This window comes from Microbulbifer maximicatervae (SeqCode) (assembly GCF_052468095.1).
The window spans coordinates 1,968,504-1,992,960 of the sequence record NZ_CP174332.1 but is presented as its reverse complement, the minus strand read 5'-3'; the positions used below and the strand labels follow the sequence as shown (position 1 = coordinate 1,992,960).

The 24,457-nt window shown below is 48.2% G+C and carries 16 protein-coding genes; 3 read left to right on the top strand and 13 right to left on the bottom strand.

What is annotated here, in order from left to right; all coding sequences use genetic code 11:
- Positions 1 to 326: 326 nt before the first annotated feature.
- The 10 genes from asnB to ACJJIL_RS08520 all read right to left on the bottom strand — a co-directional run bounded on the left by asnB (position 327) and on the right by ACJJIL_RS08520 (position 14,417).
- Positions 327 to 2,366 carry an asparagine synthase (glutamine-hydrolyzing) gene (asnB, locus tag ACJJIL_RS08565; protein WP_445361688.1) on the bottom strand — a complete coding sequence of 680 codons (2,040 nt, stop codon included), beginning with the start codon at positions 2,364 to 2,366 and terminating at the stop codon, positions 327 to 329.
- 41 nt (positions 2,367 to 2,407) lie between these two features.
- Positions 2,408 to 3,448 carry an aspartate/ornithine carbamoyltransferase family protein gene (locus tag ACJJIL_RS08560; protein ID WP_413662251.1) on the bottom strand — a complete coding sequence of 347 codons (1,041 nt, stop codon included), beginning with the start codon at positions 3,446 to 3,448 and terminating at the stop codon, positions 2,408 to 2,410.
- A gap of 133 nt (positions 3,449 to 3,581) precedes the next feature.
- Positions 3,582 to 5,042: an efflux transporter outer membrane subunit gene (locus ACJJIL_RS08555; protein WP_445361687.1), complete on the bottom strand. Its 1,461-nt coding sequence runs from the start codon at positions 5,040 to 5,042 to the stop codon at positions 3,582 to 3,584.
- Between the two features lie 40 nt (positions 5,043 to 5,082).
- A complete protein-coding gene (locus ACJJIL_RS08550) occupies positions 5,083 to 6,090 on the bottom strand; it encodes an HlyD family secretion protein (RefSeq protein ID WP_445361686.1) in 1,008 nt (335 codons plus the stop codon).
- Positions 6,091 to 6,206: 116 nt separating this feature from the next.
- Positions 6,207 to 6,419 (bottom strand): DUF1656 domain-containing protein, encoded by a 213-nt coding sequence (locus tag ACJJIL_RS08545; protein ID WP_444936082.1) that lies wholly within the window; start codon positions 6,417 to 6,419, stop codon positions 6,207 to 6,209.
- 17 nt (positions 6,420 to 6,436) lie between these two features.
- Positions 6,437 to 8,617, bottom strand: a complete 2,181-nt coding sequence (locus ACJJIL_RS08540; protein WP_445361685.1) for an FUSC family protein — start codon at positions 8,615 to 8,617, stop codon at positions 6,437 to 6,439.
- Between the two features lie 325 nt (positions 8,618 to 8,942).
- Complete coding sequence (locus ACJJIL_RS08535; protein ID WP_445361684.1) at positions 8,943 to 9,791, bottom strand: NosD domain-containing protein; 849 nt, start codon at positions 9,789 to 9,791, stop codon at positions 8,943 to 8,945.
- Positions 9,792 to 9,877: 86 nt separating this feature from the next.
- Positions 9,878 to 10,726, bottom strand: a complete 849-nt coding sequence (locus tag ACJJIL_RS08530; protein ID WP_445361683.1) for a right-handed parallel beta-helix repeat-containing protein — start codon at positions 10,724 to 10,726, stop codon at positions 9,878 to 9,880.
- Between the two features lie 404 nt (positions 10,727 to 11,130).
- The gene (locus tag ACJJIL_RS08525; RefSeq protein WP_445361682.1) at positions 11,131 to 13,305 is read right to left on the bottom strand and encodes a malate synthase G; all 2,175 of its coding nucleotides are present in this window, start codon (positions 13,303 to 13,305) and stop codon (positions 11,131 to 11,133) included.
- Positions 13,306 to 13,481: 176 nt separating this feature from the next.
- The gene (locus ACJJIL_RS08520) at positions 13,482 to 14,417 is read right to left on the bottom strand and encodes a LysR family transcriptional regulator (protein WP_108733532.1); all 936 of its coding nucleotides are present in this window, start codon (positions 14,415 to 14,417) and stop codon (positions 13,482 to 13,484) included.
- A 114-nt stretch (positions 14,418 to 14,531) separates the two neighbouring features.
- Here ACJJIL_RS08520 and ACJJIL_RS08515 point away from each other — a divergent pair, with 114 nt between their 5' ends.
- The 3 genes from ACJJIL_RS08515 to pta all read left to right on the top strand — a co-directional run bounded on the left by ACJJIL_RS08515 (position 14,532) and on the right by pta (position 19,745).
- The gene (locus ACJJIL_RS08515; RefSeq protein WP_282932507.1) at positions 14,532 to 16,130 is read left to right on the top strand and encodes an isocitrate lyase; all 1,599 of its coding nucleotides are present in this window, start codon (positions 14,532 to 14,534) and stop codon (positions 16,128 to 16,130) included.
- Between the two features lie 235 nt (positions 16,131 to 16,365).
- The gene (locus ACJJIL_RS08510) at positions 16,366 to 17,568 is read left to right on the top strand and encodes an acetate/propionate family kinase (protein WP_445361681.1); all 1,203 of its coding nucleotides are present in this window, start codon (positions 16,366 to 16,368) and stop codon (positions 17,566 to 17,568) included.
- A gap of 2 nt (positions 17,569 to 17,570) precedes the next feature.
- Positions 17,571 to 19,745, top strand: a complete 2,175-nt coding sequence (gene pta / locus ACJJIL_RS08505) for a phosphate acetyltransferase (RefSeq protein ID WP_445361680.1) — start codon at positions 17,571 to 17,573, stop codon at positions 19,743 to 19,745.
- A gap of 6 nt (positions 19,746 to 19,751) precedes the next feature.
- On the opposite strand, the gene ACJJIL_RS08500 is transcribed toward pta, so the two are convergent.
- The 3 genes from ACJJIL_RS08500 to ACJJIL_RS08490 are packed head-to-tail and all read right to left on the bottom strand — an operon-like array spanning position 19,752 to position 24,403.
- Complete coding sequence (locus tag ACJJIL_RS08500) at positions 19,752 to 21,959, bottom strand: acetyl-CoA hydrolase/transferase C-terminal domain-containing protein (protein WP_445361679.1); 2,208 nt, start codon at positions 21,957 to 21,959, stop codon at positions 19,752 to 19,754.
- 22 nt (positions 21,960 to 21,981) lie between these two features.
- On the bottom strand, positions 21,982 to 24,216 hold the full coding sequence (locus ACJJIL_RS08495; RefSeq protein WP_413662260.1) for an acyl-CoA dehydrogenase: 2,235 nt from the start codon (positions 24,214 to 24,216) through the stop codon (positions 21,982 to 21,984).
- Positions 24,164 to 24,403 carry a hypothetical protein gene (locus ACJJIL_RS08490; RefSeq protein ID WP_445361678.1) on the bottom strand — a complete coding sequence of 80 codons (240 nt, stop codon included), beginning with the start codon at positions 24,401 to 24,403 and terminating at the stop codon, positions 24,164 to 24,166. The genes ACJJIL_RS08495 and ACJJIL_RS08490 overlap by 53 nt, the downstream gene beginning before the upstream one ends.
- Positions 24,404 to 24,457 lie beyond the last annotated feature (54 nt).

Below are 24,457 nucleotides of genomic sequence, written 5' to 3'. Positions count from 1 at the left end.
CGAGAGCCTCACCATCCCTGTAAGAAGTATATGCTCCTTCAATTAGCCCCACCGATATGGTGAAGTCTTCCAGCTTATAATTATTTTATTGGTTAGAAGTGAATAGCTAGATATCAGGGATTAGAAAAATAGAGACTCTTGTAACTACAACCCTTAACGTAATAACAATCCTATTAACCAGCGCCACCCAAAACCTCAATTAAATTGTAATTTATATCCAATTATTATCATTATCTATTCGATCAACAGGTAGGGATCAGCGTTAAACCGGACCAAAAATAGAATACTACGTCAACAATGAGATCTGCCTCACACCCTAGTACCCTCTAACTTTTACGATACTTAACCATACGATCTAAACTCCAACCAAGATGAAAAGATTTTTCTTGCGCCAACAATGGCAGATCAGCCTCAATAAAACGCTTATATAATATTTGCACTCCCAAGATATGATTGAGCATCGCATCCAATTGAACCTTTTTTGATCGATGTAGGGTCGGTATCTTATACTCTTGAATTAAAGTATCTATTTCCGAATATCGCAGCAATCCAGCTAAATTAACCTCCTTTGGGCTGAGAAATTTCTCAATAACTCGCTGCACCCAAGTCCAAGCTCCGGTAACGGTCTCTACCGGAGGAGCCATGAATGCAAATTTTTGCTTTTTATATAGAACATCCGGAAGAACTCCCTTCATCGCTTCGCGAAGAACATACTTTTCTGTAGTTCCGCTAATCCTGACCGATGGTGGGATTTGTATAGCAAACGCAGCCAGGTGATGATCGAGAAAGGCCGGACGAGTTTCAATGGAGTGCGCCATATCTACTCGATCACTTACCCAGCCCAATATCTGGGTCTCAAACATAGTTTTAATCCAAACATACTGAGCAACATCCAGCGGATGTCTATCTTCGAGTTGTGATAAATCTAGCGTATCAACAATTGCCTTCCCGGCATCATAACCAGATATTTCTTTACGCCACTCTTTGTTAAGCAATTTTTCTGCTTGATGATGACAGCTTAACCAAGATTGCAAGCATGTAGGGGTGAATCCTAAAGTCCGTTCCATCCCCTCTGATCGATAACTATCAATTGGCAGCATAGCTCCCTTAAATAAGCTATTGCTCCTTTCTAGATGTTGCTGCCAGGTTCTTCGTTTATTCAACTCAGCTTCAGATGTGCCATACAAGTAAAAATCTTTTTTGAATGCAGGATACCCAGAAAATAGCTCATCTGCCCCCTCCCCAGTAATTGCAACCTTGTAGCCATTAGACTTAACAGCTTTACTGAGCAAAAATTTAGCTACTGATAATGTATTGTAAAATGTCCTTTCGGTATGCCAGATGGTTTCTGAATAATTTTCATATATTTCTTCATCAGTTACCTTTACTATGAATTGGCTGACACCAATCTCACTCGCGGCTTCCTTTGCGATATGAGACTCATCGTAATCCGGATTTTCAAACGCTATCGTGAAGGCGGTGAGATCCTGCTGCGAAAGCGACTGCCCTACTCCAAGCAAGCTACCCGAATCAACACCACCTGAAAGATAATAGGTTACTGGGACATCAGCTTGAAGCCTCAAAGACACGGAGTCTATAATTTGTTCCCGCAAACCCTCAATATAATACTCATCAGACTTGTCACGAGCATACTCATCTGAAATCAAAAAATCGATATCCCAATATTTATGTTGCGTAACAACCAGTTCAGTGTTGTCTCGCTTAACTTTTGTAATGCACCCAGGTTCAACCTGGAAAACCCCTTCAAAAGCGGTTGTTCCAGGAATCGATACCTGAATAAGCTGGTGATACACTCCATGCGCTGTTAGTCTTCTTTGGACATCAGGGTGGGCAAACAAACTTTTAATTTCAGAACCAAATACTAAACCTTTTTTGATTCTTGCCCAATAAAGTGGCTTCACTCCAAACCGATCTCTAACCAAATAGAGGCAGTCCTCCATTTGATCGTAAACGGCAAATGCAAATTCTCCTCGAAGATGCTTAATAGCCCGAACAAGACCTAACTCCGCAATAAGATGCAAGATAATTTCGGAATCACTTTTACTTAAAAAATAAACTCCAGAGGCCCTCAGTCTGGCTCTTATTCGGTGATAATCATAGATTTCACCATTATGAACCAAATAGTAACGACCATCTTCTGACACATAGGGCTGAGAAGCGCGCTCATCACTCAGGTCATTGATCGATAAGCGCACATGACTCATCCCAAATCCTAGACCTGGAGGGTTTGTAAAACCTACACCATCCGGGCCACGGTGGAACTGGATAGCAGCCATATTTAGAAGGAGTTGACCATCGACAGGCATTGTACGCGCACTATGAAGAATCCCAGCTATTCCGCACATAGACGATACCTTTTATTGGGGTCATTTCGAAACTGGAGAGGCTAGGTAATATCTACGATCTCACTAGGGCAGCCACAAATAGCCATTGCCAAGGCCATTCTGACGTACACACCACCTTTTGCCTGTATAAAATACCAATTATGGGGCGTATCATCCAGATTACTATCAAGCTCCCCCATTCGGGGTAAAGGATGCAGCACAATAGCTTGTTTTTTCAAAGGAGAATTATTATCTATAAAATATCCAGACCCAAAATCTCTATGTCCCGCTGTTTTTAGGGATATAGCATTCATATAGACCACATCGAGTCGGGGAAGAATATCTCCAATCTTATCCGTTAAACTTATTTTTAAACCTTTTTCCTGAAGCATTGATAATTGCGCTTGCCGAAACGGTTCTTGTTCCTCCTCATCACAAAGCACAAAAACCTCTGAGAAAAACTCAGGAAAACAGCTCATGAGTATCAAGAGGCTTCTCGCCGCTCGCATTCGAACTGGCGCTCCAATTAAGCCAATGGAGAGTTTTCGACTTTTTCCTGACAGAATGGAAGGGTTCCACTTAAGAAGTGCATATAGATCGATAAGGGATTGCGTGGGGTGCTCATCTATCCCGTTACCAGCATTGATGATTGGTATACTTAAATTATTGGACATAATTTTCACTGAATCTTCAGAAGAATCCCTCAAAACTACACAATCACCATAATTACTTACCATCTCTGCAACATCTCTTAAGCTCTCTCCGACACCAATACGTGTTGTCCCTTTATCTGTAATTGAAACAGTACTCCCTCCAAGTCGCAGCCAGGCGCTTTCAAAAGATAGCCTCGTCCTGGTGCTCGACTCAAAGAATGCGCTGATTAAGATTTTATTGTTTAAATGACATGAGAATTTTCTGTTATCCAGCTCACAGCGAGCAGCAAGTCTGAGTAACTGCAATATCCCATCTCTATTAAGCTGACTGCTCGATATAAGACTTTTACCAGTCAGGGACTCTAAGTATCTACCCTGCTCCGGGATAGCCTCTACCAGAGCTTTTGCCATCAAATTTGTATCTTTGTCGAACGGAGCGCTAGTCATCATAACCAAAACCTAAATAGAATTTGACGGGACAATTATCGCTTGAATAATCTGTGTGCAGATAAAGCACTTACAATACGGTTACTTAAATTCATATATCTAGTGCCACCATCAAACTAAGAAGCTTCAACCAATTTTATTGAACCTTGTTCCAATACGGTGTTCTTTCTAGCATTTCCTGCTGAATATCTTCTGGAAGAAGTTGAAATGGTGGAATTCCCTGCTGTATCTGCCATCCACCTCCGAGCGATAGATACACCTGCACCAGGTTCGCTGCCACGGCGCCTCGCGCTATCGCCAAAATATCCTGCTGTTGAACGTCCGATACCAGAGTAGTTATCACAGTATCGAATTCAACCTGACCATTGGTATATTGAGACAGGGAAATATCGACAGATCGCTGGGAGGCCTGGGCAGCCACCTCATAATGAACCAATTGCCTTTGAGACTTTATATAAGCGACAATAGCGTTCTCCACATCAGCTTGCGCTAACAGAACTATTTGCTGATAGTCTGATACTAACTGCTGGAAAATCGCATCCTGTAGCCTGACATTGCTCCGAAGTCTTCCGTAGTTAAAGAGATTCCAATCAAATTCAATAAAAAGGTCCCAGGCACTACTGCTGCCATTAAGTTGACCGCCATTGATATCGATAGCCCCTATCTCCCCACCGATACTAAAATTTGGATAGAGTTCCGCCCTCGCAACACCTATTAACTCACCTTGAGCTGCCAGCCGTCGCTCTGCTGCACGGATATCGGGTCGCTGCCTTAGTAGATCCTGAGGCATACCAACAGTAACGACTTTGGGAATCATAGGTATGGATGAGGGAAAAGAGACTATGTACCTCAAACTATTAGGAGGTATTCCCAGAAGGACTGCCAGGGCATTTTCAAACTGCTGTAAACTTATCTCCAGTCCCGGCACGCTGGCTTCTGTGTTACTTAGCAGCGCCAGTGCTTGCTCTGCATCCAATGCACTGACTTCACCTGCGAGAAATTTGACTCTAGCGATCCTTAAACCTTCACGCTGCACACGAATATTCTCCCGGGCAACTTCCAGTCTGCGTTTCGTTGTGCGAATATTGATATAGGTTTGCGCCACCTGGGCAATAATAGAAACCAGCACACCATCATAGTCAGCTATGCTGGCTTCAAAATCTGCTGCGGCCGAATTAACCAGCCTTCTTAACTGCCCCCAGGTATCTAATTCCCAGGTTAAATTAAAGTTCGGGTAATATTCAGTCTGCAGATTGCCAGTGATCCCCGATCGAACATACTTTGAACGATCAATAAGTCCCTCAAGCTGCTGTGTTTGGGGATACTGGTTACCTATTGCAATAGCTAGCTGTTGCTGGGCCTGGAGAGCCCTGAGAGCCGCAGAACGCAGCTCCAGGTTATTCTCAATCGCAAGTGAGACTAATTCGTCCAGCGTCACATCTGAAAATGCCCACTGCCACCACAATGGGTTAACGGCTTCCAAGGTATCCAGTTTTGAGCTGGTTTGATAGATCCACTCACTTTCGACCTCTACCGGTGGGGGATGGTAATCTGGCCCCAGCATACAACTACTGCCGAAGATGAGCAGCAATGCCAACAGACACCCCTGTAGGCTCCGTATTAACCCTTTCCTGAAACTATTGGGATTGCACCGGTTCATCTTGCTCGGTGCCCGCAGAATTGCTCATTACTAGCACTGAGCTGGTAAATCCAACACGAAGCTTCACAGATTCGGGGACTTCTGTCAGATGAATCCTGACGGGAATACGCTGTGCAAGGCGAATCCAGTCAAATGTGGGATCTACCATTGGCAATAAGTCATTACCTGCAGTTCCATCTTTGCGAGCAATACCCCAGCCAATACTTTCAACATATCCTTCCAATTCTAGATGAGGATAAGCCATCAACTTCATAAATGCCTTATCCCCCGGAGCGATCCGACGAACAAAAGTTTCGCGAAAAAAACCATCAATACGAAAAGTGCTTATATCAACTACAGAAAGTGCAGGTTGGTTGGCTACGGCCTGATCACCGTAACGAAAATCTATATTGGTGACATAACCAGTAACCGGAGCAACAACTGTTGTGTATTCGAGATTTAGCCGCGCCTGCTCCAGCAGCGCAAAAGCCGCACGAACGCCCGGGTTATCGGCTCCAAGCGCTCCCAATTGTGCTCTAACCTGCTCCAGCTCCGCTTGGGATTGCTCCAAAGCAGCCATAGATTCCACCAAGCTGGCTTCTGCACCCGCTCGATACTCAATTGTAGATTCATACTCAGCCTGAGCCGCTTGCAATGCCCTTACTGATGTCGCTCGCTGGGGTAGCAGCTCTCTCTGCCGATCATATTCAGCTTTGGTTCTTGCAATTTCCGCATCAAGCGCGCCGATATTACTTTTTGCCAGATCAATATTTGCTATTGACTCCCTAATCCTGGCCTCATAAGCGAGAACATTCTTGTTTTGAGCTCGGTACGTATCCAGAGCTTCCTCGTACTCTGCCTTGGCCTCTTCCAAGGCTGCTTCATATATTCTCGGATCAATCTGAAACAGTAGTTCCCCTGCTTTAATAAACTGATTATTCTTAATAGGCAACTCAACTACCTGGCCAGTTACCCTGGGAGTCACTTGAATAATATCCGCCTGCACCTTCCCATCCCTGGTCCAGGGATTATTGAGATATCTCCAGAACTGAATAATAAGCAACAACAGTGCTAAAAGAACTATTGTTCCAGTAAAAATATACTTTCTATACCTAGCCACTACTATATTCCCAAGAATATCCTTCCTATAAAAATTGCATAAATTACACTAAGGGAGATAATTACAACCGGTGGATTGGCAAAATATCGGGACAAACGATACCGATCCAGAAGCCTAGCGGTTAACAAGGCCGCAACAACACCATACAAAGCTATCACCAATATTGGCGATAGATAGAAGCTGCCTATTGATATATCATGCGGTACTCTTTCCATTTAAAACCCTACAGACATTAAAGACACCTTTCCTCACAGAAAGCCTTCCAATCCACAGATTCTGAAACGCGACGAAACTCTACCAGATAGTTATTGATACAATGCGTAACACCCAAGAAATAAAGAAAATTTGTTACACCCTCTCTGGATTTTTCACTACATTCCCTCAGCTCCATCAACTCACCGACATCGATATTTGCCCTCTCAAATATCCTCCTATAACCTCTTCGCAGGGATTCAATATCAACCTTTTGGTTGCCACCAGAAAAATAGATAAGTATTTTGCTTGCGAGCCGCCTCCATATAAATGCCTCGCGAAGTAATCTTTTAGGAGCCACAAAATTGATTTTTTTCTTATCTATCTTATACAACAGCTTAACCTGATTGGATATCAACATAGCCAAACCTATAAGGCTTTGCATCTGACCTCTGGTCATACCCCGCATTTTTTTATCAGAAATACCCTCCACCCAATAGAACACTCTCTTCCTTGAAATCATAATAATATTCAGGTGGTACAATATATATAACCGGAAAAACCATGATTTCCTCTTCTTTTTCGGAATATCACCCTCCACCACCAGCCATGCAGCACTATTGAGAATCCTGTCAATACTTCTCTTCAGGTTTATTTCTGGATGGGCAGTGAATGGGATATTTCTTGAAACGGCCAAAATACAAAAAATTATTGCCAACACAAATAGGTAATTTGTGTAAACCACAAAACTATACTCTTGAGAATTGTTAAAATTAAAAATAATCTGGGGAAAGATAAGAACCAGGGTTCGTATCATCGACTGGGGTCCAAAGACCTTATTTGAGGAAAAGCTTACCACAAACGTCCATACAAAGATCACGACAGCCAACGAATAAAATCCATGCAATTTCGGCATTAAAAAGAAATATATAGGTGCCGATAATATACATACTAAAATCGTGAAAACACAGGTTTCAAACAATTGAATTTTGGGGGTCATTGAGGCGAGAATACCTATTACTGTTATCAGTAATATAACCAGCAATCCACCAATCATATCAGGGATAAAAAGGTATGCCAGATAAGCGATCCACATTCCCATCTGAACACGGACAATATTAGTCAACCTGTCTGGGTCGGGCATCAAAGCTCCAAGCCACCCTATACCATCACTACTTACCTGTCTCGAATAGGAGTCACCCCGGGTTTGTATATCATTTACTGAATCAATCAGGGATCGGGTTTCTACCTCCAAGTCATTTAAGGATTTTCTAGTAACGGCTAAAGCAGCGGTTTCAAAGGTTGACAGCCTCTTTACTTCTTCAATATTTCCTCGAACCACTCTTCCATTGACACTATCTGCTGGTCTTTCCCCTGAAAGCGCTGCCTCCACTTGCGCTAGGCGCCCCTCAATGTCAGGCATATATTCCTCTACACCAATAAGGAATTTTGATATACCCAGATCACCTGAGAGTGCTAAGCTTTCTTCCAACTTCAAGAGGGATTGCGTGACGGCTGTCACAGATTGAGCAAAGTGACCCCACTGCTTTCGACATTCCCACACCTCATAACTATCTGAACTCGCATCGCCAATGGCTGTTTGTAAGCGCGTATCAAGCTCTAAAAGAGCAACACGCTTTTTACGCCTAATATTTATTTTCTCGCCACTTCTAACCCGGGAAAAACAATTATCCACAAATCGACGATGTTCTCTCAATAAATCCAGAGATGCTCTTCTTAACTCACCACGACTACAGTTAGGCCAGATCAAAACGGCGACCAATCCGTAGACAATTATTCCGAGCAAGGACTCCTGAATACGTAAAACCCCAGCCTTGTAGGAGATAGAGAAGTCGCCACCAGTCACATCCCACAACAAAAAGATGACATAACCACTTGTAAGCCAAAAATACTGGTAGTTTGATCTCTGCAAAAAATAAACGCAGATAGATACCCAGATAGATAGGGCGATCATAAACAACCAGCGATCCTGTGGAAATAATGCGACGATTATCCAGCCAGCCAGCAAGGCAAATAGCGTCCCTAAAATCCACAAAATGGCTCGATTAAGAGACTGCCCCAGATTCGCCTGACTGCAGACAATAACAGCAAATCCACCCCAAAAAGGCTTCTCCCAATTCAGGCCCAAGGCAATGGCATAAACGATCACTAAAGCTGTTGCTAGCTTAATCGACTCTTTAACATTACGAGACAATTGCAAAGCTTTCTCCGACCATTTCTACATACTATTAATTCGTCATTTTGATCTATGACACAGCAATATATATTCACCCCGAATATATACTGGATAATCAAAAGGAAGTATGGCATACCAAGAGCTAAAGAAATTCGCTATCGGCGAGCTTATCTAAATCAGCCCCAGATCTAAGAATCAATCCAAATAATATGAAATATAAAAGCTGACAAACAATAAAAATAAACGCCTAAACCACCCAAATATGCAGGCACATCCTTATAGACTTTTCCTTTCTGCAAGCCTAAAGATCAAGATTATGACTAACTGAGCCACACCCAAAATACACTACTTATAAATCTTTAAGGCATGAAGGGAACGAAGTATTTGCTGTATTGCCAGACCAAATATTGGTCCCAGAACTACAATCTGAAGCCTCGTTGTCATCTAAAAGGTCATCAAAACCACTGCCTGCTACTGTATTTCCACTAACTACATTGTCCATATTCTGAATGACATAGGGACCTCCAATCGCTATGCCCCAAATTTCATTATTCTGGACATTATTACTGGCAATAACACAAAAAGAAGCACCTACAGTCACACCATCAATTATTCTTGCTCCCAGGCTTATAGCAACAGCATTACCTTCTAAATAATTATTCCCAATATAAGAAAAGAAACCAAAGCCACCTATTCCATTTTCAAAAAAACCAGAGACACTATTTCCAATTGCAACATTAGCAACCCCTTCCAGCACAATACCCGATGCCTTAACATTAGTGGTATTTGACAAGGTATTCTGTCGGATAAGGTTACTATCACTTTCTGCAAAAACGCCTGCGCCACTGGATTCCTCGACGGTTACACTGAATACTTTATGTAGGCCACTCCCCGCCAACTCCAATCCAGTTTCACAATTACTAACAACTCCACCCGTCACAACTCCTGAAGTTCCCAACATAAGTACCCCAACCCCATCGGTAGTGCATTCAATTGCGCCTTCACCAGACATTACAAGACTACCGTCAGGGCCTTCAACCGTAATTGCTGGATCTTCGCTGCAAGAAAGCTCGCCAGTAAGAATCTGCGCGTCAGTAATAGTATCGCCACATTCAACATCTGCAATGCAGACTGAAGAAAAACATAGAGTTGACATCACCACCCCAGGAGCAAGGAGTGTTTTTGGAGAGAAGGACATTGATGGAACCTCAGCAAGTAGAATATAGCTTCACCAAAGTGTCGCCTCTTTACGATCAACCCACTATAGGAATATTTTCTTAACTTCTAGAGATTTTTAAGGCAGGATGGAAATGATGTGTCAGCAGTATTGTTAGACCACACATTTAAACCATCACTACAATCTGACTCTTCATTATCATCCAAAATATCATCATTACCACTTCCAGTTACAGTATTCCCTGTCACTAAATTATCCATGTTAGGATATGTATAGGGTGCGCCTATTCCAATTCCCGTACGTAGACTGCCTACCACTGTATTACTTTCAATTACGCAATACGAAGCACCTATACTCTCTCCATCAACTACTAATGCACCCAATATAATCCCCAACTCACTATTCTCTACATAATTATTTCCAATATATGAATAGAAACCAAAGCCAGCTATTCCATATTCTAAAAATCCAGACACATTATTACCAACGGCAACATTTCTCTCACCATCTAGCTCCAAACCAGATGCTATTACGTTAGTAGTGTTCGATACCGTGCTTTGACGAATTAGATTACCGTCACTTTGTGCAAAAATTGCTGCACTAGAGGATTCTTCAACTGTTACACCAATCACTTTATGGGAACCATCTCCATCCAACAACAACCCTAAATCACAATTAGTGACAACCCCGCCCATGACAACCCCAGATCTCCCCAGCATATGGATTCCTATACCATTAGTTGTGCACTCAATAGAACCCTCACCTTCTATTACAAGGAAACCCTCCGGCCCCTCAATAGTTAGCGCTGGATCATCATTGCAAGATAATGCGTCAGTGAGAACTTGAGAATTGGCAATAATATCTCCGCACTGGACAGCAAAACTACCGGTAGAATAAACACATGAAAACAGCATCACTAATCCAGTCGCGTAGATATCCTTTGGGTAATTAAACATGGATTGAGCCCTAGTAAGAATGTAAAAAATATCACCTCAGTATCGCCTGTCCGTATTACCCTGCCATAGGAACATCATCTCAATCCATAGAAAATAACATGCTTGCACAGACCAATCCCCAAACACACATAAAAAGAATTCTTCCTTCTTCATCAGCCCCTCTAAGGTGCACTGCTTATTTTGCCTTGGTCACCCAACCCAATAACGAATAACAAAGATGAAAAACTCTGCAAGTTAGAGTTCCATAATTTAACTTAAGAGCCAATAGAGAAGCTACAGGATTACCCGCAGCAAAGTGGGTTAACGCGGAACAATCAAGCTCGTGCCAATTAATTAATAATCCAATGACCCCCAAAATAAAAAAGGCCCCATTGGGGCCTTTTCAATCTCAACTAGCTCAGCAATTATGCATTTAGAGCTTTAAACTCGCGTCTACGGCGGTGCAGAACCGGCTCGGTATAACCATTCGGCTGGGCACAACCTTCGAATACCAGCTCACAAGCAGCCTGGAAGGCAACGCTCTTATCAAAGTTCGGTGCCATATCGTTATAGTTGGAGTCGCCGGCATTCTGGCGGTCTACCACAGCAGCCATACGCTCCATGGTTTCACGCACTTGTTTTTCGCTAACGATACCCTGCTTGAGCCAGTTGGCAATATGCTGAGAGGAAATTCTCAGGGTTGCACGGTCTTCCATCAGGCCAACATCATTGATATCCGGCACCTTGGAGCAACCCACGCCCTGCTCTACCCAGCGCACTACATAGCCGAGAATACCTTGAGCATTGTTGTCCAACTCAAGCTGGATATCTTTAGCACTCCAGTTTGTTTCGGCCGCCACCGGAACTGTCAGAATATCTTCCAACTTAGCGTGATGGCGATGTTGTATCTCTTCCTGGCGGCGATTCACATCCACTTTGTGGTAGTGCAAGGCATGCAAGGTAGCAGCCGTGGGCGACGGTACCCACGCCGTGTTGGCACCGGCCATTGGGTGGGCCAACTTAGCGTGCATCATGGCTGACATCTGGTCTGGAATTGGCCACATGCCCTTACCAATTTGCGCCCTGCCCTTCAGGCCACTGTTCAGGCCAACATCCACATTCCATTCTTCGTAGGCGTTAATCCATGTGGATTGCTTCATATCACCCTTGCGAATCATGGGGCCCGCAAGCATGGAAGTATGGATCTCGTCACCGGTGCGATCGAGGAAACCAGTATTAATAAAGACTACACGCTCTTTCGCTTCGGCAATACAAGCTTTGAGGTTCACAGTGGTGCGACGCTCTTCGTCCATAATGCCCATTTTTACTGTGTAACGGGGCAGATCGAGCGCATCTTCGATTCGGTTAAACAGAGTATTGGCGAAAGCCACTTCCTCCGGGCCGTGCATCTTTGGTTTTACGATATAGATGCTGCCTTCACGGGAATTCTTGATCGGGCTCTCACCACGAAGGTCATGCAAAGCGATCAAACTGGTGATCATGCCGTCGAGAATCCCTTCGGGGATTTCCTGGCCATCGCCGAACAGCACTGCATCGTTGGTCATCAGGTGGCCGACGTTGCGCACGAACATCAGGCTGCGCCCTGGTAAGGTAACCTGGTTGCCGTTCGGGGAGGTGTACTCACGATCTGCATTGAGCCTGCGCTCAAAGGACTTGCCGCCTTTGCTAATGGTTTCCTTCAGGTCGCCCTTCATCAGACCTAGCCAGTTGCGGTAAACCACTACCTTATCTTCAGCATCGACAGCCGCTACCGAATCCTCGCAATCCATAATGGTGGTCAGCGCAGATTCCATTAGCACATCTTTAACACCGGCATCATCGGTTTTGCCGATGGGGCTCTCGCGATCCACCTGGATCTCAAAGTGCAAACCGTGCTGCTTCAGCAGGATGCTGGAAGGCTCTTCGCTGTCACCCAAATAACCAACAAACTGCTTGGCATCTTTTAAGGTGGCGATGTCGCCATTGGCCTGTACCACTTCCAGCAGCGAGCCATTGATGCGGTATTGCACCGCCTCAGCGTGACTGCCACAGGTAAGCGGGGCCGACTGATCGAGGAAGTTGCGTGCATATTCGATCACTTTAGTGCCGCGAACCGGGTTGTATTCCGTACCTTTTTCCGCGCCACCCTCTTCACTGATCACATCTGTACCGTAGAGTGCGTCGTAAAGGCTGCCCCAGCGCGCATTTGCCGCATTGAGGGCGTAGCGTGCATTCATTACCGGCACAACCAGCTGAGGTCCCGCCAGGATGGCGATCTCTTCATCGACATTTTCGGTAGTTGCGCTGAATTCAGCAGGCTCGTCGGCGAGGTAGCCGATCTCTCGCAGGAAGGTCTGGTAGCCTTCCAGATCGCGGAAACCTTCGGGGTTGTCCGTGTGCCAGCGATCCAGGGTCTCCTGCAGTTCATCGCGTTTTTCCAGCAATGCGCGATTTACTGGGGCCAAATCGTGGACAATAGATTCCAATTTGGCCCAGAAAGCTTCGGCGCTAACTCCAGTTCCTGGAATCACCTCCTCGCAAACCAGGTTGTAAAGTTCTGGTGCGATTTGCAGATCGCCGATTTGGACTCGTTCCGTCATACCCAGGGCCTCTCATCAGATTGTTGGAATAGCGGCATTCTAAACAGCCATTTCCACATACCGCTAATTTATAGACACAATTCCCACTATTCATAGATCGAATTTTTATGACAAAGCAGTTGATGTGTGTTTGCCCGGACAGAACCGCGCAGACACAGCGCCCACCGGCAACATCGTTACAAAGCGCGGCCAATATCGAGAATTAAACGGCGCAGCCAGCGGTGCGGGGCGCTCTGTTGCAACAGCGGGCTCCAAGCCATTTTTAACTCCAAGTTGGGAATATCCAGTGGCGGATCACGCCTCACCACGCGGGGATTATCACTGGCCAGTTGGGCCAAGCGAGTGGGCACCGTTACGATTAGATCGCTCTGTTCAGCCAGCAGCATAGCTACCTGGTAGTGACGGGTGAAAACGGAGATATCCCGCTTCTCCCCCAAACGACCTATGGCCTCATCCACCCAGCCCAAGCGCTGTACATCTTCCGGGTTAACCCCGACACCCACCCCCATACCGGTCTTGCTCACCCAGATATGCTGGGCTTCCAGATAACTCTGCAGATTGTAATCCCGGAGTATCGGGTTATCGGCGCGCATCACACAGGAGAAGCTGTCGCGCCATACGGTGGCCTGGTGAAAGCTCTGCGGCATGCTGTCAAAGCGGTTGATCACCATATCCACTTTGCCCTGCTCTACATCCACAAAGCTAACATCACTGGGCGTCATGATATCCAGGCTGATACCCGGGGCGTCATCCCGCAGTTGCTTTAACAGCGGCGGTATCAGGGTGGACTCGGCGTAGTCACTGGCCATGATGCGGAAGGTGCGGCGTGTATTGGCGGGGTCAAAATCCCGATTTGGCTGGATAACCCGATCAATGGAAGAGAGTGCTTCGCGCACCATCGGCTGCAATTCCAAAGCCCTTTCCGTGGGCATCATGCCCTCGCGGGTGCGCACCAGCAACGGATCGTCAAACAGTTCCCGCAGGCGCTTCAGGCCATTACTCATGGCCGGCTGGGACAGCCCCAGGTAATTGGCTGCACGGGTCACATTGCGTTCGCGCAGTAGCACATCGAGGTAAACCAGCAGGTTCAGGTCAGCTCTTTCCAGTTGCATACATCTATTCGCCAAATCGATAGTGAAAATAAAATCAATAAATTAGGCAAATTATGCCACTCCTCCTAAGATACTCAACACCTAATCGCAGTCACCGTTTAAGGATTTACAGTCATGTCCACTTACACTCAAGACATCGACGCGGTAGCAAAGCTCCGTGAAAGCCATGGCAGCTCCTGGGACGCCATCGATCCCGAATCTGTTGCCCGTATGCGTGCCCAGAACAAATTCAAGCACGGCCTGGATATCGCCAAGTACACCGCTGATATCATGCGCGCCGACATGGAAAACTACGACAAGGACACGTCCAAGTACACCCAGTCCCTGGGTTGCTGGCACGGTTTCATCGGTCAGCAGAAGATGATTTCTATTAAGAAGCACTTCGAAGGCAACACTGACCGCCGCTACCTGTACCTGTCCGGCTGGATGGTTGCCGCTCTGCGCAGCGAATTCGGTCCTCTGCCCGACCAGTCCATGCACGAAAAAACTTCCGTAGCCGCTCTGATCGAAGAGCTCTACACCTTCCTGCGCCAGGCTGATGCCCGCGAACTGAACGACCTGTTCCGCGAAGTGGACGCCGCTCGCGAAGCTGGCGATAAAGAAGCTGAGAAAGCTGCCCAGGACAAGATCGACAACCACAAGACTCACATTGTACCGATCATCGCCGACATCGATGCAGGTTTTGGTAACGCCGAAGCAACTTACCTGCTGGCCAAGAAAATGATCGAAGCGGGTGCTTGCTGTATCCAAATCGAAAACCAGGTTTCTGACGAGAAGCAGTGTGGTCACCAGGACGGTAAAGTAACCGTTCCTCACGAAGACTTCCTGGCCAAGATCCGTGCAGTTCGCTACGCATTCCTGGAACTGGGCGTAGACAACGGTGTTATCGTTGCCCGTACCGACTCCCTGGGCGCTGGCCTGACCAAGCAAATCGCTGTAACCAATAAGCCGGGTGACCTGGGTGACCAGTACAACTCCTTCCTGGATTGCGAAGAAATCGATGCTTCCGAGCTGGCCAACGGCGACGTAATCATCAACCGCGAAGGCAAGCTGCTGCGTCCTAAGCGTCTGGCTTCCAACCTGTTCCAGTTCCGCAAGGGCACTGGCGAAGCGCGCTGCATCCTGGACAGCATCACCTCTTTGCAGAACGGTGCAGACCTGATCTGGATCGAAACCGAGAAGCCTCACGTTCGCCAGATCGGCGGCATGATGGACGAAATCCGCAAAGTCGTTCCCGATGCGAAGCTGGTTTACAACAACAGCCCGTCCTTCAACTGGACCCTGAACTTCCGCCAGCAGGTATTCGATGCTTGGTCCGAAGAAGGTAAAGACGTATCCGCATACGACCGCGCCAACCTGATGAGCGCCGAGTACGACGACTCTGAGCTGTCTGCAGCGGCCGACGAGAAGATCCGTACCTTCCAGGCCGACGCAGCTCGCGAAGCTGGTATCTTCCACCACCTGATCACTCTGCCGACTTACCACACTGCGGCCCTGTCTACCGACAACCTGGCCAAAGAGTACTTCGGTGAGCAAGGTATGCTGGGCTATGTGAAAGGCGTACAGCGCAAAGAGATCCGCCAGAGCATCGCCTGCGTTAAGCACCAGAACATGGCTGGTTCCGACATCGGCGACGACCACAAAGAATACTTTGCTGGTGATGCTGCCCTGAAGGCTGGTGGTAAAGACAACACCATGAACCAGTTCGGTTAATCGACCGGTACGGTTTCAGTAAATTTGAGGCGGCACTTGCCGCCTCTTTTTTTGAACCTATTGGGTTCATCTCAAAGCACCGCAAGTTTGCCTATGCTTTGATCTCTGCAATTTTTATTACTTGGGCCGCTACTGCGGCCCTTTTTTATTCCGAAACTGAACTACTCCGGTTCTTTCCCTCGCAAAGACAACTCCTCGGCTAGCCTTAAAGCACCCTCGTTGAAATTCGCGCATCATGAGCGATCAAAATTTAATTCTGATATTCAATTGCGGCAGCTCGTCAGTGAAGTTTTCCGTGCTGGACCCAGATTCGGGTGCAGAACATCTTGCTGGTATCGCGGAAGCCCTTGGCACCCCCAAAGCCAAACTGAAGTGGCACTATCAAGGAACAGAAGACTCCCATCGGCTCGCGCTGGATAGCGACCACGCGGCGGTAATTAATGAGCTGGTAACACAGTTTGACCGAGCCTGGTCAGAGTTACAGGACGGGTTAAAAGCGATAGGTCACCGAGTCGTCCATGGCGGCGAGCATTTCTCCAGCTCCGTTCTGATCAATCAGAAGGTGATGGCCTGTATCGAAGAGTGCTGTGACTTAGCCCCCTTGCATAACCCCGCTGCTCTCAAGGGGATCTACGCCGCCCTCGATGCATTCCCCCAACTCCCCCAAGTCGCCGTTTTTGATACCGCCTTTCATCAGCAAATGCCGAAGTATGCGTATCTATACGGGCTCCCCTACCCACTGTACGAAGAGCACAAGATCCGCCGCTATGGCATGCATGGCAGTAGCTATCAGTACATTGGCGAGCGGTGCGCCGAACTACTGGGAAAACAGACGGCTGAACTCAATATCATTGCTGCCCACCTCGGTGGCGGCGCCTCTATTTGCGCCATCAAACAGGGGCGCAGTGTAGATACGAGCATGGGGCTTACACCTCTTGAAGGACTGGTAATGGGGAGTCGCTGCGGCGATCTGGACCCCGGAATACTCCTCTACTTACAGCAAGCGCTGGGATATACCCAAGCCTCACTAGAGCAGCTGCTAAATAGAGAAAGCGGTATGCTGGGCATATCCACCCTGAGCAGTGATTGCCGCACGCTAGAGCAAGCTGCCGAAAAAGATCATCAGGGAGCCAAACTCGCCCTGGAAATATTCTGTTACCGCCTGGCCAAATATATCGCTGCCTACACCATCCCCTTGGCTAGCGTCGATGCTTTGGTATTCACAGGCGGTATCGGGGAGAACTCCTCCGGGGTGCGAAGCCGGACTATCGAATGGCTCAAACCCTTAGGCTACCAGCTCAACCCCGAAGCCAATCAGAAAACCAAGTCGCAAGTAGAGGGCTTAATCTCTGCGCAGGAAACTCCCAACATCCTGGTAATCCCCACTAAGGAAGACTGGATTATTGCCCGGGATACATCGCGCTTGGTGCAGTCTTAAACATGCTGCGACACAGCAACGCCAGAACCCTGATGCTGGTTCCCCTGGAAGCGGGGGCCGGCATTACCTCTGTAAGCCTGGGTTTAATTCGGGCGCTAGACCGAAAAAGTATTGAGCTTCAATTTTTTAAACCTGTCGCCGAGCCCCCGCCACCAGACGGCACTATAGAGCGCACCACTGAAATCTTGCGGCAAACATCCAACCTGGCCATCCCCAGCTCGCTGAGTGCCGAATATGCGGACTCGATGGTATCCACCGGAAAAATGGCGGATTTACTGGAAGAGATTCTCGCCCGCTTCAGACGGATCTCGGCGAAGGCTGAAGTTAATGTGATCGAAGGCGTGCTACCCAGCCGCGACAATCCCGTGACTAACCAGCTGAATTATCAAATTGCCAAAACCTTAGATGCGGAAGTGGTACTCGTCGCCTGTCCATCTCCCGGTGCCAGCGACTCAATCAAGCAACTTCGCGAGAGACTGGAATTTGCCGTTCGTCTTTATGGCGGCGAGGATGCGAAGCGCGTAGTGGGCTGCATCATCAATAAAGTGGGTCTGCCCGCAGAAATTATGGATACTCCCGGAGCTCATTTAATTGGACTGCATTCACAACTGGAATCTAGTAAAGAAAGCCCCCCTAGCCTGACCCCTGAGATACTTTCAAAGCAGATTCCACTGCGTATTGTCGGTTTTATTCCCTGGAATGCAGAACTGCTCTCCCCCCGTGCACTCGACCTGGCGCGGCACTTTAACGCAAAGGTACTCAATAAAGGGGAGCTGGAAACACGCAGGTTACATACCGTCACATTCTGCTCCCGCTCACTGCCCAATATGTTGAGAAGATTTAAGCCTGGGGCCATGCTGGTAACTTCTGCCGATAGGCCCGATGTGGTTGTGGGCGCATGTTTAGCCGTGATGAATGGAGTCAAAATTGGATGCCTGCTATTAACCGGCGGCTACCATTTGGACAAAGCCATTTTGAAACTGTGCACCCCGGCCATGGAAACAGGCCTACCCATTTTACTGGTGCCTTCCAATACCTGGCACACGGTGATGTCACTGCAGACTTTTAATTTGCGCACCCCATCAGATGACAGAAATCGCGTGGACCGGGTGCAGGAATTTTTCGCCAGTCGCCTGGATGAGGAGTGGGTGGAATCACTGAGCCAACAAAGTGAAATCCCCAAACGCCTTTCACCTCCGGCATTCCGCTACCACCTCACGGAACTGGCCCGGCGCCGCACTATGCGGATTGTCCTACCCGAGGGAACCGAACCCCGCACCATTCGCGCCGCCCAGCTCTGCCTGGAGAGAGAGATTGCACACCCGGTTTTACTGGGCGAAGAAAAAGATATTTTCAAAATTGCCGAGCAGCAGGGGTTAAAGCTAAATAAAAAGTTGGAAATTGTCGATCCCAAGGCAGTGAGGGCACACTATGTGGAACCCATGGTTGCCCTGCGTAAAAACAAGGGACTTACTCAAGTAGTGGCACTCGAGCAGCTACAGGATAATGTGGTTCTCGGAACCATGATGTTGGCATTGGGTGAAGTGGATGGACTGGTGTCCGGCGCTATTCACACAACAGCCAATACCATTCGGCCCGCCCTGCAACTAATCAAAACCGCCCCGGATGAAGAGCTGGTTTCCTCGATATTTTTTATGCTGCTACCTGAACAGGTACTGGTCTACGGAGATTGCGCGATCAATCCCGATCCCGATGCACAGCAACTCGCCGCTATAGCCATTCAATCAGCAGATTCCGCAGCGGCATTTGGTATAGACCCCCGAGTCGCAATGATCAGTTACTCCACCGGCACATCCGGCAGCGGCAGCGATGTCGATAAAGTCCGCGAGGCCACCCAGCTGGCCAAACAGAAGAGACCGCAACTGATTATTGATGGCCCTCTTCAATACGACGCCGCCCTGATCCGCAATGTCGCAGCCCAAAAAGCCCCGCACAGCCCCGTAGCCGGCAGGGCCACAGTTTTTATCTTTCCCGACCTGAATACCGGCAACACTACCTACAAAGCCGTTCAACGCAGCGCTGATTTAGTGAGTATTGGGCCAATGTTGCAGGGGTTGCGCAAGCCGGTTAACGACCTATCACGGGGCGCACTCGTGGATGATATTGTGTATACCATTGCCCTCACCGCCATCCAGGCCCAGGGCAAACTTCACTAATTTTATTTACTCCCGGCGCAAAGGCCTACGCTGGTCGATATACTCTTGTAACGCGGCAGCAACGATATAGGCTTCCAGCCTGTGCTCATAGGTCTCTGTATGATCGTACCCCATTCGCTGTAAGCAGCGTTGGATATAGTCGGCACTTGAGGATTTATCGTGCCAGACCCGGCGGCCTTTAAAAATATTGGCCAGCACTTTCCACCAGCTTTTATCAGCGGAGCGCAAGTGCTGTAGGGCCACCGCTAGCAGGGCTTCCTCATCAGAGAAATCAGTACCCAGTGGATAGTGAGGCAGTTCCGCCAGGCATTTTTCGTCATTGAATACACTGGCGAGGTGTTCAGGTGTGTTTTTATTAAAACTCTCGGGAATCGAAAAGCTTTTTTCTATCTTCCCCGCGTGCTTGGCCTGCTCTAGCAATACAGCTTGAAAGCGGGTATCACAGATACTGAGCATGGCCACCATTACATCCCGGTCTGTTTTACCACGCAAATCGACTGCGCCATATTCCGTCACAACCACATCGCGCAAATGCCGGGGAATGGTCGTGTGAGGATATTCCCACACAATATTACTCTCGCAGATACCATCGCGCATTCGCACACTGGGGAGCGCAATAATGGATCGGGCCCCAGGCAAGTCCCAAGCCTGGGCGACAAAGTTATATTGCCCTCCCACCCCACTCACCACGTGGTTATCCACCAAGGCATCCGAGACAACCGCTCCCCCAAGAGTCACCATCATGGCCGAATTTACAAAGCGCGCATGCTGTCGCTGCGCCAGCTTTAGGTCTCTTTGGGATTGGAGGTCATTGGTAAAACTGATGTCAATCATATCGAGACCTGCACCCTCCTTAGGGTCCAGATCCCGCAACTCTCGATACATAAGTTCCGGCCCCAGATAGAAGCCGCCATGTAACCAGATCCCCCCAGCGATCTTTTTATTCAGGCAACTACCAATTAGACGGCGGCGCCCGTGTTCGCTGTGAAGATCGCACTCCTCCTCTTCACCATCAGGAGTCAGCAACTTATGGCCCCGCCAACTGTAGCTAGGGTCCACAATACCAAGCTGCTGTAAAAAATCTGTATCTGCCACGGTTAAAGGGCAACTGATACGGCCAGCATTCTTTAATGCCAGCAGCGTTTCTTCCTGCACAGTATCAGTAATCTGATCGCTATCGAGCAGATGTTGAATTGTCGCATCAGCGTAGACTCTACGGGTCAGAACTCCGGCTCTGCGCAAATGGAGAAAACCGTGGGGCACCATTTCACTGGCCCCATAAAGGCCCCGCTTAAAGGTGCCAGTACATAGAGGCAGTTCCTCTCGGTAGCGCTTAGCATCCTCTTCCACCAAGTCATCCAGAATCCGGCAAAAGAGGGCGTTTTCCTTATGCCTCAAGCGCAGTACATGGCAAACCGCATCTCCCAGGGCGCCGATACCTACTTGAAGGGTTCCTCCATCTTCAACCAGACTGGCGATATGGTAGGCGATGCTGTATTCGGTAAAGGTTACTGGCAGGGCCGGAGCCGCAAACAGCGGCGTATCGAAAGTCTCGCCTTTCAACAAAAAGTCAAAAGCACTGGCCGGTAGCTCACTGCTTCCATGGATATAGGGCAGCTGTGTATTTACTTCACCCAATAAAAACAGGGGATAGTCTTTGCGCTGAGCTGCCAGCTTTAGAACAGGCAGTGTCAGGTCTGGGTTGCAACTTAAACTGTACCTATCTCCACACTCTGAAGGCGCCACCATTTGCGCAATAACGTTAACCCCCCGACTGATCAGCTCACCGGGTACCTGGGTATAATTTGCACTCACGTAGTGTTGCTGCGCATAGTTGTTGCCGAGCAGCGAACCGGGCTCCATAAAGAATTCAATTACCTGGATATTACCTGGCAGGTGCCCTTTCCTCCTCGCGGGAACATAAGCAAGGTCTTGGTATTGACTGTAATGGGTATCCAGAAGTGGCTGGATAAAGCGCCGGGAAATATCACTATCCCCACGGGGGCGCTCCAGCGTCAGGGCCGTAAATATCGTCAGTGAAATCGTATGATCTTCTGCCGCTCGAGCGTATAGCGTATTAGCGAAATGGTTTGCCTTACCAAGCCCCAGCGGTAATGCCAGAACTATTTTCTTGCCGACAACTTCTAAGAGCTTATCGACACACTCCTCGGCACTGGTAAAGCTCTCAGGAGCATTCTTGTGCGCAGATTCCATCGGAGGTAGCTTTCCTCAAACCTTATTGGACTGTGCCCGCACACCCACCCAAGTGCTCGAAGTGATCCACCTGAATTGCCTTCTCCACAGCATCCGCTGCATCGTAGAGTATCTCAGCCTCTTCATCGCTGATTAGATTTTTCTTTAACCCTTCTTCCACGCTATCCCTGCTCAGGTTGCGAATACCGCCTTTTTTTAATTTTTCACGAGCCCGCTCGGAAGCGCATACCCGATCAAACGCCTGCTCAACAATATCTACTCCATCCCCAGGAGTTCCGAGAAAGACCCCACTGGTCAGCCGGTCGCGAGTTGCCGACGGCGTCAACAGTAATTCCGCACAGGCCTTGGCCTGCCGATCAGATGCGGTGTGGACACTGTGACCCCAGGGCATGGTGAGGAAGTGCATTACTTGGCCAATAAATGGCCGGGGGAAATTTTGAAACACCTCCAACAAGTTGACTTCGATCTTATGCAACCCATCTCGCATAGCAAATTCCAGCAGGGGGAGGTCATCCTTAGGGTTGCCATCATCATAAAAGCGCTTCAGGGTGCAGCTGAGCAGATACAGCTGACTCAAGACATCGCCCAATCGGGAAGAAATCAATTCTTTTCGCTTGAGTTCTCCCCCCAGGGTCATCAAGGAAAATTCGGTGACCAGAGATAGCACCGCCGAATACCGATTCAGTTGCCGGTAGTACTTGGCAGCGTGCCCTACGTTGCGAGGGCTGCTGGCAAACAAGCCCACCGTCCAGCCGTGAAAAATACCCCGACAGAGGGTTTTGAATTGAAACCACATATGCTTGGGCAGTAACTTATCCAATTCATCCAAACCCGCTTCATGATCCGGATTTTCTGCCGCCAACATCTCCTGCAAGATATAGGGGTGACAGCGAATTGCGCCCTGACCAAAGATCATCAAACTGCGAGTGAGAAGATTGGCCCCCTCTACCGTAATTGCTACCGGTATCGCTCGATAAACATTACCCAGGTAATTTAATGGACCATCCATAATGGCCTTGCCCGCATGAATATCCATTGCATCAATAATGGCCTGGCGTAGACCACAAGTAGCATTGGCTTTCATAATTGCGGTGATCACCGCTGGCTTTCGCCCCTCATCCAGGGCACGGGTAGTCGTTTTATGGGCGCTGTCCAATACAAAGGCGATAGAAGCAATTTCAGCCAAGCGGCGTTGCACGCCTTCAAAGCGGCCAACAGGCACATTAAATTGCTCTCGAACCCGGGCGTAAGCGCCGGTCATGCGCGCGGCCATTTTTGCCCCACCGGTAGACAGGGATGGCAGAGAAATTCCTCGGCCTGCGGCAAGGGCACTCATCAGCATCTCCCAACCTTTGCCGACATTCTCCTCGCCGCCAATAATCCAATCCATCGGCATAAAAACATCTTTTCCCCAGTTGGGCCCATTCTGAAATGCTTGCAGCGCTGGGAGATGCCTCTGACCAATGGAAACTCCCGGTGTATCTGTGGGAACCAGGGCAACCGTAATACCCAGCTCTTCTTCATCGCCGAGAATATGGTCCGGGTCATAGAGCTTGAAGGCCAAACCTAACACCGTGGCTATCGGGCCCAAGGTGATATAGCGCTTGTGCCAATTAACACGCATACCAAGGACCTTTTCGCCTTGATATTCGCCGTAACAGACTACGCCACGGTCAATCATGGATGCCGCATCAGATCCGGCCTCCGGACTGGTCAGCGCAAAGCAGGGAATATCAGTGCCATCTGCCAGACGTGGCAAATAGTAGTCCTTTTGCTCTTGCGTACCGTGAGCCAGTAGCAGCTCTCCCGGGCCCAATGAGTTAGGCACCATTACGGTGACACCCACACAGGTACTGCGGGTGGTAATTTTGGTCACTATCTCCGCGTGAGCTGTCGGAGAAAAGCCTAGACCACCATACTTCTTGGGAATAATAATGCCAAAAAAGCGATTTTTCCGAAGGAAATCCCAAACATGCTCCGGAATATTGCGATCCACATAGCTAATTTGCCAATCGTTGATCATTCGGCACAGCTCTTCGACTGGCCCCTCCAGGAAAGCCTGCTCCTCTTCATTGAGCGCAGGTGGCCCCATCCCCAACAATTGATCCCAATGTGGTTTACCTGACAATAACTCAGCGTCCCACCAAACTTCACCCGCTTCCATCGCCTCCCTTTCTGTTTCAGAAATTGGCGGAAGTACCCGTTTAATAATTTTTAAAAGAGGCGCGGTAAAGAATTTTTTGCGCAATTCGCTCATTTTCACCTTCCATAGCGGCAGCCGTTGCAACAAACACTGCCAATTCCCGCAGGGTCAAGAGAGTCATCAATGCACAATAATAGGAGACGTTTGATTGCAGGTAAGAATTCACAGAAGAAATGCATGCCCCTACCCTGATAGACATTTTATTTTTCAACAAAACCGGCGTTATTTTTTCTAGGGCCATTGAAAAGTTATTGAGATTAGCTTTTTCTCACTCCGTCCACAGCAATTCGTATTG

Excerpts from the sequence above, each read along its gene's own strand:
- asnB (WP_445361688.1), bottom strand. The coding sequence starts at position 2,366 with ATGTGCGGAATAGCTGGGATTCTTCATAGTGCGCGTACAATGCCTGTC.
- ACJJIL_RS08515 (WP_282932507.1), top strand. The coding sequence starts at position 14,532 with ATGTCCACTTACACTCAAGACATCGACGCGGTAGCAAAGCTCCGTGAA.
- ACJJIL_RS08500 (WP_445361679.1), bottom strand. The coding sequence starts at position 21,959 with ATGGAATCTGCGCACAAGAATGCTCCTGAGAGCTTTACCAGTGCCGAG.
- pta (WP_445361680.1), top strand. The coding sequence starts at position 17,571 with ATGCTGCGACACAGCAACGCCAGAACCCTGATGCTGGTTCCCCTGGAA.
- ACJJIL_RS08560 (WP_413662251.1), bottom strand. The coding sequence starts at position 3,448 with ATGATGACTAGCGCTCCGTTCGACAAAGATACAAATTTGATGGCAAAA.
- ACJJIL_RS08535 (WP_445361684.1), bottom strand. The coding sequence starts at position 9,791 with ATGTCCTTCTCTCCAAAAACACTCCTTGCTCCTGGGGTGGTGATGTCA.
- ACJJIL_RS08490 (WP_445361678.1), bottom strand. The coding sequence starts at position 24,403 with ATGGCCCTAGAAAAAATAACGCCGGTTTTGTTGAAAAATAAAATGTCT.
- ACJJIL_RS08510 (WP_445361681.1), top strand. The coding sequence starts at position 16,366 with ATGAGCGATCAAAATTTAATTCTGATATTCAATTGCGGCAGCTCGTCA.
- ACJJIL_RS08525 (WP_445361682.1), bottom strand. The coding sequence starts at position 13,305 with ATGACGGAACGAGTCCAAATCGGCGATCTGCAAATCGCACCAGAACTT.
- ACJJIL_RS08520 (WP_108733532.1), bottom strand. The coding sequence starts at position 14,417 with ATGCAACTGGAAAGAGCTGACCTGAACCTGCTGGTTTACCTCGATGTG.
- ACJJIL_RS08530 (WP_445361683.1), bottom strand. The coding sequence starts at position 10,726 with ATGTTTAATTACCCAAAGGATATCTACGCGACTGGATTAGTGATGCTG.
- ACJJIL_RS08545 (WP_444936082.1), bottom strand. The coding sequence starts at position 6,419 with ATGGAAAGAGTACCGCATGATATATCAATAGGCAGCTTCTATCTATCG.
- ACJJIL_RS08495 (WP_413662260.1), bottom strand. The coding sequence starts at position 24,216 with ATGAGCGAATTGCGCAAAAAATTCTTTACCGCGCCTCTTTTAAAAATT.